Below are 12,557 nucleotides of genomic sequence, written 5' to 3'. Positions count from 1 at the left end.
CCCGTACACCCCAGACGCATTGGCTCCAAAAAGGGTCATAGGAGCTCATTGCCCAGTCGATCCGTGTGCGGAAATTAAGCACGTGAAACAGTGCCATACACTGTCGGCACCGCGACTACCTGCCACCTTTAGCCTTGCTCTTGCAGAAACCGATAAAGGCTGCGTCGGCCGATTTGAATTCGGGCTTGCCCGAGCTCCGCCAGAAGTCGATCCATTCGATTTCGAGAGCGTACACGTCCAAGCCGGGCGCAGCCTTGCGCGCCTTGGCGTAGGTGTCGGGGTGAAGTTGCGGCCGGCCGCTGATTGCGTGTTCCTTGCGTGGCGTCAGTTCGGACCGCGGCTTGCGCTTGAACACCAGGCTGTCGCCTTCGATTGCGATCGAATAATCCGGGAAGTGGTCGGACTTTTCGTTATCTTCGATGATTTCCTTGACCATGCGGCGGAATTCTTTGAGCTGCCCCTTCGAGCCTGCCTTTTTCATGCAGTTCGCGAGTGTTATGACCCACTGGGGTTGCCTGCCGCAATGCTTGCGGGCGAGTTCGTACAAACGGCGCTCCAGGGGCCGTCGCAGCCGGAAGTAGTCCGGGTGGAGCGTCAGCACCTCGGAAGACGTGATCCCCTTGAACAGCCAGTCCGAAAGCTTGATCTCCAGCTCCTGCATCCGGCCGTCGCGCGTTTCGCTGACAATTTGGCCGTGTTCGATCAAGCCGAATGTCTTCCACTCCTCCTGATCTCCGGTCTTGATGTTCGTCGTGATGCGCGTTCCGCTCAGCCGGGTAAGCGTGTCGCGCAGCGTCATATACGCGACCCCTCCCCTGCTCCGATTGGCAAAGATCAGAAAATCATGGGCCGTAAGACGCACGGTTTGCGACACTGGCCGGCCTTCGTTCACCGCGCGCACGATGTGGCTGGTGCAGTAAAGGATCAGATCCTTGTCGTAGATGGTGGCGCGGCCTTTCGACGACGGCGCGATTTCGATCCAGTTCCCGTTATGCTCGTAGCGAATGACGTCCTTGTCGATCGACTTGCTCAACGAGTAGACAGGGTTCTCCATCGTGGCCATGTCATCCTTGAGGATGACTTCCAACGGCTCAATCATGAAGAACATCAGGTCTTCTTCTCGCCGGTTCGGAAGCAATGGCTGCCGTTTTACGGCCGGCGCGTCGGAATCCAGATGCCCCCCTTCTCCAACGCCTTCCGGCAGCACTTCGGCGGGCGCCGGCTCCAGGTTCGCTGCCTGGGTAGATGGAATTCGGAACAGATCGACGTTGTCATCGCCTGTGGATATCTTTTTTTTCCTTGGCGCCATTCCGCTATCCATCGGTCCACAAATTCATTCGTCAAATCGCCCACCAGCGGTTCGTCAAATCACCCACCTGTCGCGCGCATTCGTCAAAACGCCCACCCTGTCGCCACAAAGTTAATTGCGTTTCGTCAAATCACCCACCGTGCGGACGCAAATGCCGGCGACGACAGAGACTTGAGTTTCCTCGAGCAGAATCGAACGCGAGGAATCGGTTAATAGCATTCGTCAAATCACCCACCAAAGCAAGACTTTTTTCGTCAAATCACCCACCGCACGGGCCGACGTACCGTCGAGATCATGGTTAAAGGAGAGTCTTAAGTGTTGGAGTTCCTCATTTTCTCGCCTTTTCAGGCCTTTAGCTGAGGCGCTTGAAGCGGCAGGTGCGTCGAGCGTCTTCGTCAAATCACCCACCAATTGGGCTTCCCGGCCATTTCCCTGACGCGTCGCCAGCCGAGGGGCCTTTCCTGGCGCATGGATTCGTCAAAACACCCACCGGAACTGGCCAGTCTTACAGTCATGCGCTGCAAGATCGGTCCAGCGTCAAATCACCCACCCAACTTCGTCAAATCACCCATCCCGCTTCGTCAAAACGCCCACCGAGGTGTATGGCTATTCCCCGTATAATCAGTGGCTTGCAGTGGAAATCTGATACCGTAACACTATATATAACACATATATAACACAGAGGCCTGCCGGGAAGGCACCTGTGGAAATATCCAGTCAAATCAACAAAAAGCCCGCCGGACGGCGGGCCGAGGTTATGCCTTGAGATCGTAGTGCTCTATCAGCATTTCGATGACGTCCGCCTGGGACACGCCGCGCGCGATGCAGATCTCGTCGATCTTGTCCTTGATCCGCGGCTTCATCTTGCAATTGAAGTTGAAACTGCGTGTCTCCTTCGGCGGCCGGCGGTCGCGCAGGCTCATCCTGGGCTGTGCAGGCAGGAGCACAGACCGAGCCCCCTCCCCTACCCGATCGGCCTCCTGACCGGACGGTCCGCCCGAAATGCCGAACCCGCTCGATTTGGCGAGTTCGTTCAGTCTTTTTCCGTCTTCCGCCGGAGCGTCATCGGAAATACGTGGCGGACGCAGGCTTGCGCGTTGCAGTGTCATCTACCCCTCCTTATGCCGCTTGCGCTTCAAGTTTTTCATGCATGGCGGAGATCAGGATGGCGATCTCCTGCTCGGCCTTGCCTGCCGACGGGACGGCCTCGTCTTCGCGGAGCTTGTCCAGCGTGGTCTGGTAACTGAACATGGCCTTGTAAGCATCACGCTCATGGATGGTTGTCAGGATCGGCAGTCCACTCGTGACCGCCTCGTCCATGGTCGCCTTCATTTCCTTCGAACGGATGGCCGTCGGAACCCGGTTCCAGACGATCCAGCAGTGGCGGTAGCGCTTGCTTTCCTTGTTTATGCTCTCGACGTAGTTATAAACCTTCTGAGCGTCCTTCAGGTCCTGAAAACTGACGTTCGATGGCACCAGGCTGAAGTGAGCCACCTGAAGCGCTTGGGCCAGCGCCCAGTTCGCGGAGCCTTCCACGTCGATGATAATGACGTCGAAGACATCGCGGTTCTTGGAGACATCTGTTTCAACGTCCTCGACCCGTGAAGATATCACCTTAATCTTCGGGCTTAGAGTCTCGGGATTATACCACTCTTCCTGCAGGCGCTTCCGGCTATCGGCATCGACCAATAGCACCGAACTGCCATTGCTCGCGTAGACGCCGGCGATGGCAACTGCGAGGGTGGTCTTGCCGCATCCGCCCTTCGACGACGCGCAAGCGATGATGAACGCTGCCATATCCGGCTCCTTCTCAATGAACGGCGCCAAGCTGCAACATAGGGTGCATTATAAAGCGAATGCAGCGTGCTTTAGCTATCACTTGCCAAAGTGTTTGTGCCCTATAATGCGCATGTGCAAGCGCCATAGAATGACATTGTCTTCCGCCGTACCGTTATAAAGCTAAGGCGAAAGATACGCCGCGTTATAATGAGCAACTCCTTTATAAAGTCTTTATAACGTCATTAGCCTGGATAGGACCATCTAATGTGATTGCACGGGATCATGCAATAGGGCTTCCACTTTCTCATTCCCATTATCATGCGAAGGCGCAATCACAAGGTAATGAAAAGGTAATGAGCATTATAAAGTACGTTGTCATGCGGATGACATTCGCATTATAATGGCAAGATGTTGTAACTCGTATTGCCAACTGTGGCGATCGGGTTCCTCGCGCAAAGGTCAGGTAAGGGACGCCGCGGCGAAATTGCAGGAGGAAGTGATGTACAGCATCGTGCAAAAGCTCGGCGGCGACGTCTTCAACGGTGGCAACCGTGCGCTGATTCCGGGTCCAGGCCATAGCGCAAATGACAGGTCGATTTCCCTGATGCTCGGGGCGGGCGGGAAGGTGCGAATCCATCCGTTTAGCGACCATGACTGGCGAGAAATCATGGATTGGCTGAAAGCCGAGAACCTGGTGGCAGACGATCACACTTTGATTGACGACCGCCCATGGTCCTCGCGGTCGATCCGAGTGCCATCCGACACCGAAAAGAGCCGAGCGGCTCGAATGATCTGGGAGGAGGGGAGGGGGCTCGATGGCACACTCAGCCTTACCTGGCTCAGGAAGCATCGTAAGATCACCAGATCTCTCTGCTCGGATGCTTTCCGGCACGGCGACGCCGTGCCGTTGAAGGCTTATGATCAAACGTTCCGATTCCGACACGCCGCCTTCTTGGCCAAGGTTGTCGCACCATCCGGTGCGCATGTCGGGACCGAGATCACCTATCTCGACGCAAGCGCCCGCAAGGCGATGACCCTGCGCGTGCCCCGAAAACTGATCGGGTCAAAACCGCCGGGATCATCGGTCCCCATAGATCCGGTCGAGGATGAACTCGTCGTTGCCGAGGGCGTACCATCCGCGCTGTCGGCCAGCGAACACTTCTCCCTGCCATGCCACGCGCTCTTAGGCGTTAAGTCGTTCCCGTCGTGGCGGCCGCCAGCAGGTGTGCGGCGCATTGTCATCGCGGCAGAGCCTGATCCGGCCGGGCGCAAGTTCTCGGCGCGTCTGTACGACGCCCTGCGAGGCGAAGGCTATGACTGCCAGCTGGAATTCCCGCCTGGCGGTTGCAAGGATTTCAACGTGTTGTTTGGAGGACAAGGGTGACGATTTTACCGATCGCGATGCAGGAGGAGCCGCTGCACGGAGCCGGTGAGGCGATGATGCCGGCCGTGCCAGTGCGTTCGCAAGGCACGCTGCGTTCGCTGCAAAAGGCTGGGGTCGTTCCTCACGGGGTATATATCGACATCGCCTATTTGCACCTGGCAGCTCAGGTGTGCCTCTATGGCAGCCTGCCGGATGACGTTCACATGAGCCTCCTCCTGTATAAGCCCCCGTCGGCTGAGCCAGAACCCCGCATTTACCTGATGTGTGCCAGCCGGGATCCGGCCTCGCTTGAATGGGTCGAAGCGGCGAGGGCGGGGCTCGACCATTGGTTGGAAGCCGGTTTCATTGACCCATTGGAAGACATCAAACTCCAGGAGCACAAGGGGCTTCCTGTCTATGCGTCATACGACACATTGCTCCAGCATAACCTCAACCGGCTGAAGGTTCACGGCGCTCTCGACAGGTATCTCCGGCTTAAACGCCACAGCGTGCGACCGCCGGTCTGGTAAAGAAGGAGAAAGGGAGTGGTTGTTTGGATCGGACCTGGGGATGGGCCTCAGCGATCCTGGAAACCAAGACCATGACCATTATCGCCAACAAGCCGGCCATCGCCGTTGCGCTGTCCCAGCTGTCGATCTCCAGCCTGAATCTGCGTGCTGATGACGGTGCCGACAGTCGCATCGAAGACCTGGCCAGAAGCTTGGCGCCGGACGCCGCAGGTCAACTGCTGCCACTGTTCGTCAAATCCCTGGACCACGGGACACGCTTTGAAATTCTGGACGGCCGCCGTCGGTTCCTTGCCTGGTCAAGCCTGGCGGAAGCCGGCTTGATCGATCCAAATCACCTGGTCTCCGTGGTCGTTTGCGAAACCGACGATGAAATCGCACAGGCCGTGGTTATCGCCAACGATATGCGCGTCGAAGTCCAGCATGCGGACGTTCTTATCACCATAAACAGGCTGCTGTCCGAGCGATTCACGTTCGAAGACATGGCAAAGGCGCTCGGCCGGGATGTCAAGGACATCAAGCGCATGACAGTCCTCGGCCAGCTCGATATCCGCATCCTGCAAGCCTTCAAGGCGCAGCGGTTCCGGCTGGCAACCCTGCGCCAGATTGCACGGATAAAGGATGCCGAGAAGCTTCAGGCCTTCGCGGAAATGGTGGAGGAGTCGGAAGGGCCGATCCATGACTACCATATCCGCGAACTGCTTGAACCGGGCGTCTATGCGACCGACACACTCCTCAATGCGTTTCCGCTGTCGACGTATCTCCAGAAAGGCGGCCGGGTAGAACAGGATCTGTTCGAGGAACATCCGGACAAGTTGCTCGACCCCGAGATCCTCGGCGCCGCGTGGAAGGCGGCCATGAAGCCCGTCATCAAGGCTCTCAAGGGGGCCGGGTTGAAGGTGGAGTTCGGTCTCCAGGCTGGGTACGGTGCCCCGGACGGGTTCCAGTCCCTGGGATGGAACTACCCTCGTACCGGCGACAAGACGCTGGTCGCTCAACTGAAGGCGGAAGCTGAAACGATACTCGGCGACCTCAAACTGGCTGCCGAGGCATCCGAGCATGCCCGCTTCATCGAACTCGCCAAGGATTTCGTGCTCAAGGCGCTGGAAGCCTTCACCGAAGACGCCAAGCCTTTGGCGCCCAAGACGTGCAAGGCGTCGGCGGGAGCCCATGGCCACGTTAAGGTCGAGTTCTATGTCGATGAAGCCGAGTACGACGCACTGATCGAAGCTCACGAGCAGGCTAATCCGCGTAAGGCCTACTATCCCGCGCCGGTGATCTCGGACACGCCACTACCGAAGACGAACCTGCGGGCCGACGTCTCGCTCTATGGCCACTTGCATCATCTGAAAACCACGACGATCGCCGGCAAGGCGCTCGCCCGAAGCCTGGCCGAAGCCCCGATGGTCGCGCTTGACGTCCAGCTGTCTGCGCAGTTCCAACAGGTGGTGCTGGGACGCACACACGATTCCGGAAAATACGTAGTGAAGGTCTGCGCAAGCGTGAGGATCGAAGCCATTCGCGAACCCAATCCGGCGCTCGAACAACCGGTCATCGACCGCCTGAAGGCCTACAAGGCGCTTTATGAGGACAGCGGGCTTCACCCTTTCGAGTGGGTGTCATCATTGGGACCGAGCGAAAAGCTCGATCTCCTGGCCCTAATCACCGCCGCGCAAGTCGACATGTCGGAACAGAAGACGGACTGTGTGCGTCATGCCGCCCGGGCCGAAGCGGTGCTGGTCTCCGCCACGATCGGCCACGATTTCAAACACCACCTCATGGTGGATGCGGACTATTACACCGGCTTTTCCAAGAAATCGCTTCTGGCGCTGATAACGAAGATGGGGCTCGATCCGGAGGAATTCGAAAACCAGAAGCGCGGGCAACTGGCTCAGACCGTCTACGAGCTGGCGCTGGAACGCGATTTCGTGCCGCCGGCGCTGAACTTCCACGAGGACGACTATACCGTCCTGGAGGCGGTCGTAGAGCCGGAGGAGGGTGACGAACCGGGAGCGCCTGACGACAGCAAAAGTTTCGAGGCGCCGCCAGTCGACGTTGAGAACGCGGAGGCAGAGCTGGAAGCCGCCGAATAGCCGGAACCCCCGCAAGGGGGCTTCTTTCGTTGGGCCGTCCGCGGGGGAGAAAGAAGAAGGGAAGGGACGGGGAGGGTGAGCGCCCAAGCCGGGCGAAGCCAAAGGATCCTTCCATGACACTCTCCCTGTTCGCACCTCGTCAAGCTATCTGTCCCGCTACCGCTATCCTGGGGGCCGGCCGTTCCGTCTTCCCATCACTTACCCGAGGCCGAAAGCTCGACGCCTCCGACATGAGGGACGTGATGAGTTTTGCCTTTAATGGCACCGACGCCGACGGCGCCTGGACGTGGAAACAGGCCTACGAGGCGCTTGAGGTCGCCCAGGTGCTCAATGCCCGAAGACTGGGGGCGCAACTCGCGCGGCTGGAAGACTGCCCTCACGAGACCGTACGCCTCCTGGCCACCTATACGAACCTCGGCCTGACCCAGTCCCGCCGTTCCGAAGAGCAGATCGAGATGGACCAGTTCTCGACGCCGCTTGAAATCGCGGCGCTGGCGGTCCTGGCGGCCCAGATTCGCCCCGGTGACCTTGTGCTCGAGCCATCCGCCGGGAACGGCATGATTGCCGTCCTCGCCGAAGCCGCGGGAGCGAGATTGCATCTGAACGAGCTGGCGGACACCCGTTTCAACGTCCTTGCCGGGCTCTTCCCGAACGCCCAGCGTTCGCAGATCAATGCCCTGCACCTTAAGGATCGCCTTAGTACCTCGGGCAGCTTCGATGTCGTGGCGATGAACCCGCCCTTCACCGGTCTTCACGACCACATACTCGCAGCCCTGGCCTGCGTCGCGGACAATGGCCGCGTCGCCGCAATCGTGCCGGCGAGCTATTTCCTGAGCCGCAATGTGCTGACGCTGTCGGCTCAGTACCAGATCCAGGCGATGATTCTCCTGCCCGACAATGCCTTCTACAAGCAGGGCACAGGCGTGGAGACCGGTCTGTTGGTGGTCGACCGCGTCAAGTCACCCCAGCATCTGCCGGAGGTCGAGGTTACGGAAACGCTCGACCATGCGCTCATCGCCCTCAACCAGGTGCCGCCCCGCGGCAATGCCCGTGCACGCGCGTTCCGAACCGTTGCGCCGGCAGCGGCCGAAAGCTCACCCACTCGCTCGGTTGCATCCTCCGGCCGGTTGCGTTTGCTGTCGTCCGTCGCTGACCTGATCTACCAGCCCAAAGCCTGGTCGGGGCAGACCCGCGATGTCGGCTTGTATTCCGCTTATCAGGTGTCGCGTTTCGTCCCGGATCGTGACCGGCCGCACCCGGCCATGCTGGTGGAATCCTCGGCTATGGCGACCACGCCGGCGCCCGAGGTTAGCTATGTGCCACAACTGCCGGCATCGGCGATCTCAAGCCATATCTCCGAGGCCCAACTGGAAGTCGTCATCTATGCCGGCCAGGCCCACAGCAAAATCCTTCCAGGAAAGTGGAAGCTTGATGACGACAAGCAGGGCTTTTCCCAGACCAAGGAGGACGACGAGGCAGGGTTCCGACTTCGCCAGGGTTTCTTTCTTGGCGACGGCACGGGCGTCGGCAAGGGGACGTCAGTCGCAGCTGTCATCGCGGAAAACATGGCGTGTGGCCGAACCAAAGCTGTCTGGGTCTCCAAGAACGATACCCTGATCGAAGACGCGCGTCGCGACTGGACCTCGATCGGCGGCGATATCAACGACGTCGTTGCGCTGAGCAGCTACAAGTTCGGGGCGACCGTACGCATGGATCGCGGCATCCTGTTCACGACCTATGCGACGCTGCGCCAGGCTGCCAGAAACGGCAAGAAGTCACGTCTTGACCAGGTCATCGACTGGCTGGGCGAAGACTTCGAAGGCGCGATGATCTTCGACGAGTCGCATGAGATGGCAAACGCCGCCTCCGGAAAGGGCAGCCGGGGTGTCAGGAAGGCGTCACAGCAGGGGCTGGCCGGGCTTCTGCTGCAATTCCGGGCGCCTGGGGCCCGCGTCATGTATGTCTCAGCCACGGGCGCCACTGAGCCCGCCAACCTGTCCTACGCGCCGCGCCTGGGGCTCTGGGGCAGTGTGCAGGCGCCCTTCCTCACTCGCGAAGACTTCCTGACGGCCGCCAACGACGGCGGAATAGCCTTCATGGAGCTCGCGGCCCGGGAACTGAAGGCGAAGGGGCTCTATCTCGCGCGCATGATCAGCTTTGAGGGAATCGAAATCGATCCCCTGCGTCACGAGCTGACCGTGCAGGACATTGCGATCTGGGACGCGAGGGCCGCCGCCTTTCACACGATTCACAAAAACCTGGATAAAGCGCTGGAGGCGACGAACATCTGCAGCGCCGAAGGCACCAACTCCGGTCAGCACAAGGCCGCTGCCAAGTCCGCTTTTGCAACGACCAGCCAGCGCTTCTTCAACGCGTTGCTTTGCGGCCTGAAGGCGCCGACCATAATTCGGGATATCGAGAAGCAAATCGAGGCCGGCAATTGCTGCGTCGTGCAATTGATCTCGACGAACGAGGCGTCGATGGAACGCCGGCTCAACGAAGTCAGTCCCGTCGAATGGAACGACCTCAATGTCGATCTGACCCCGCGCGACTTCGTCACCGAGTACCTGTCCAACGCCTTTCCAATCCATGCAATGCAGGAGACCGAGGACGACGATGGCAACAAGACCGTCAAGCCACTGCTCGACGAGGACGGCCACGCCGTCGTCTCTCAGGAAGCCTTGGCGCTACGCGAGGAAACCCTGCTCTCCCTGGCGCTTCTTCCGGCCGTGCCCGGCGCTCTTGACGCCATCATCCATCACTTCGGGCCCGAGAAAGTCGCCGAAGTCACGGGCAGGTCGCGCCGTGTTGTCCTCAAGAACGGCAAGCAGGTCCTGGAGCGCCGCGGGTCCACGGCCAACAAGACCGAAACCGACGCCTTCAACAACGGAGAAAAGCTTATCCTGTGCTTTACAGCCGCGGGCGGCACTGGTCGCAGTTATCATGCCGACCGGCGCTTCAATAATCGCCGGCGCCGCTGCCAATACCTGGCGGAGCCCGGCTGGCGCGCCGATGTGGCCATTCAGGGCATCGGCCGCACCCATCGCACCAATCAGGTTCACCCACCCCTGTTCCGGCCCGTGACGACCGACATCAAGGGCGAGAAGCGATTCCTCAGCACCATCGCGCGCAGGCTCGACAGTCTGGGCGCTCTCACAAAGGGTGAGCGCCGCTCGACATCGAATGGCATGTTCAGAGCGGAAGACAGCCTGGAAAACGGCTTCGCCCGACGCGCGCTGGTTTCGTTCTTCCAGGCTATGGATGCCGGGCAGATCGCGTGCATGACGCTTCCGGAATTCGAGGACAAAACCGCATTGTCGCTTCGCAATTCCGAGGGTGTCTTCAAGTCCGGGGAAGACCTTCCGCCCATTTCGACCTTCCTCAACCGCCTGCTGGCACTGTGTATCTGTGACCAGAACAACCTTTTCGAGGCTTTCGAGACGCGCCTGCGGACTATTATCGAAAAGGCGGAGGCCAGCGGCAAGATCGATCACGGCGTTGAGGATCTTGTGGCCGACGAACTGGAACTCACGGACGAACAGACCATCCGGGTCGACGAAACCGGAGCGGAAACCCGTATGCTCCAGTTCAGGATCCGCCATCGCCGCGAGCTCTTCGACCTGGACTATGCCCGGAGCATCGTAAAGTCCAACGCCCTGACGGCCCGTCGGGTCGTCAATGGCAAGTCCGGAAGGGCAGGTGTCGTCGTAACCGGTCTCACCACAACGGACGACAAGGACTGCCTTGTCCCCGCCGTTCGCCTCTACCGCCCGGCTGGGACAAGAGATACTGCCAGCTTGCTGACCTACGAGGAGTCGAGCTGGCACGAGGTGGAGGAGGGCGCCTGGGAGGCCGCTTGGACGGCGGAATTTGGGAGTTTGGATCCTTGGGTTACGAACACGACCTTTCTCGTCACTGGACTCCTCCTGCCGGTCTGGAAGCATCTTCCGGGTGATTACGCGCGGGTGAAGCGGCTGAAGTCGCCAAGTGGCGAGCGCTGGCTTGGCCGAACCCTCACGGAAGCCGATGCCCTGAAACTGCTACGCACCTTGGGCCATGATGTAACCTGCAAGCTCCCGACTGATCCTGGGCGCTGCCGCGAACTCGTCCTGAATGACCGCGCAACCCTGTCCCTGGCGCCCGGGCTTATTTTGAAGGCGTCACGATTCATGGGGGAGCGCCGGCTGGAAATCGCGGGAAACCGCGCCGAGTTCGCCGCGCTGCGCACGCTTGGATGCGTGATCGAGTTGTTGCACGGCGTGCCCCGCGTTTTCGTCCCCGCCGGCGACGATGTGCTGGACCGCATCATCCGCAAATACCCGGTCACCGATGTGTGCCAGTGATGGGTGGGTTGAAAGAAGGGAAAGGGATCTCGTGGTCGAACCTCCTTGAGAGGTGAAAGCAGGAGATTTCCAAATGAAAACGACCGCCCTCGACACCCTTCTCACCAACTTGATCGACCAGATGGACAAGGGAGACCTGCCCTGGCGGCGGCCCTGGAAAAATCGGAGGCGCCCGCAGCTTCCCACACGCGCCGACGGCCAGCCCTTCTCGGGCACGAACCTTTGGATGCTGGCCATGCAGATGGCGATGCATGGATGGTCGAACCCGAGGTTTTTAACCTTCAACCAGGCGAAAGACCTGGGTGGCATGGTGCGCAAGGGCGAGAAGGGCTGTCCCGCCATCCTCTACAAGACGACGGAGATTGAAGGGGAGGGCGGCGACGACCCGAAGGTCCTCCGGTTCATGAAGAGCTACGTCTGCTTCAATGCCGAGCAGATCGACGGACTGCCCGAGGGTCATTACGAGGTTCCCGAGGATCTCCCGGCGGATCCTGATGCCTTGAACGGCTTCTTTCGAGGGATCGACTTCAAGCTCATCCACAAAGGCGACATGGCCTTCTACCTGCCCGACCAGGATACGATCGTCATGCCTGCCGCCGAGCAGTTCGTTGACCGCGACAGCTATAACAGTGTCCTCGGTCACGAACTGATCCATTGGACAGGGGCAGGGCACCGACTGGACCGCAAGCTCGAGAACTATCGTTATCGTGACTGCCGGGCGCGCGAAGAACTGGTGGCCGAACTGGGGGCACTTCAACTTGGTCTCCTGATCGGGCTTCCAGTGGAGGAGAAGCTGCTTCCTAACCACGCGGGCTATCTCCAGTCCTGGGTCCGCTTGCTGAAGGATCACCCGGCGGAACTGATCAAGGCCAGTGGTCAGGCAACGAAGGCCGTCGATTTCCTGATCCAGCAGAGCCGGCAGGTGCGCCTGCCACTCCCGTCCGCAGCCTGAACAGCAACATGCAAAGCTCCGGATCGTGTTTGTGATCACAATTTAACTTGATTCCGCTTTTTCCGTGCCATAGACGCGAAACACCGGGCTTTCATAATCTGGCGTTTGTAATACAAGTACGTCAGACCATTCCTCGCGGCGTCGCGATTCTGGGACCCCAGCGTCCCCTGTAGCAGTAGTAAGAACAAGGC

The 12,557-nt window shown here is 59.6% G+C and carries 8 protein-coding genes; 5 read left to right on the top strand and 3 right to left on the bottom strand.

The features are described from left to right. Positions 1-115 precede the first annotated feature (115 nt). The 3 genes from J2X24_RS15530 to J2X24_RS15520 form a co-directional block, all read right to left on the bottom strand. Positions 116-1,309, bottom strand: a complete 1,194-nt coding sequence (locus J2X24_RS15530) for a replication initiator protein A (protein ID WP_209723646.1) — start codon at positions 1,307-1,309, stop codon at positions 116-118. A gap of 755 nt (positions 1,310-2,064) precedes the next feature. Then, the gene (locus J2X24_RS15525) at positions 2,065-2,418 is read right to left on the bottom strand and encodes a hypothetical protein (RefSeq protein ID WP_209723643.1); all 354 of its coding nucleotides are present in this window, start codon (positions 2,416-2,418) and stop codon (positions 2,065-2,067) included. A gap of 10 nt (positions 2,419-2,428) precedes the next feature. After that, positions 2,429-3,106 carry a ParA family protein gene (locus J2X24_RS15520; RefSeq protein ID WP_209723640.1) on the bottom strand — a complete coding sequence of 226 codons (678 nt, stop codon included), beginning with the start codon at positions 3,104-3,106 and terminating at the stop codon, positions 2,429-2,431. A 481-nt stretch (positions 3,107-3,587) separates the two neighbouring features. On the opposite strand from J2X24_RS15520, the gene J2X24_RS15515 reads away from it, so the two are divergent. The 5 genes from J2X24_RS15515 (at position 3,588) to J2X24_RS15495 (ending at position 12,366) form a co-directional block, all read left to right on the top strand. Continuing rightward, entirely contained in the window at positions 3,588-4,472 is an 885-nt protein-coding gene (locus J2X24_RS15515) for a DUF7146 domain-containing protein (RefSeq protein WP_209723637.1), read from the top strand. Further along, positions 4,469-4,981, top strand: coding sequence for a hypothetical protein (locus tag J2X24_RS15510; RefSeq protein WP_209723635.1), 513 nt, complete (start codon positions 4,469-4,471; stop codon positions 4,979-4,981). Before J2X24_RS15515 ends, J2X24_RS15510 begins: the two co-directional genes overlap by 4 nt. 23 nt (positions 4,982-5,004) lie before the next feature. Next, a complete protein-coding gene (locus J2X24_RS15505; protein ID WP_245344732.1) occupies positions 5,005-7,071 on the top strand; it encodes a ParB/RepB/Spo0J family partition protein in 2,067 nt (688 codons plus the stop codon). A gap of 242 nt (positions 7,072-7,313) precedes the next feature. Beyond that, entirely contained in the window at positions 7,314-11,414 is a 4,101-nt protein-coding gene (locus J2X24_RS15500) for a strawberry notch-like NTP hydrolase domain-containing protein (RefSeq protein ID WP_245344731.1), read from the top strand. A 73-nt stretch (positions 11,415-11,487) separates the two neighbouring features. Further along, on the top strand, positions 11,488-12,366 hold the full coding sequence (locus J2X24_RS15495; RefSeq protein WP_245344730.1) for an ArdC family protein: 879 nt from the start codon (positions 11,488-11,490) through the stop codon (positions 12,364-12,366). Positions 12,367-12,557: the final 191 nt, after the last annotated feature.

The sequence above is a fragment of the Asticcacaulis solisilvae genome, assembly GCF_017875235.1.
Taxonomy (GTDB): domain Bacteria; phylum Pseudomonadota; class Alphaproteobacteria; order Caulobacterales; family Caulobacteraceae; genus Asticcacaulis; species Asticcacaulis solisilvae_A.
This window is presented reverse-complemented; position numbering and strand designations above follow the sequence as displayed.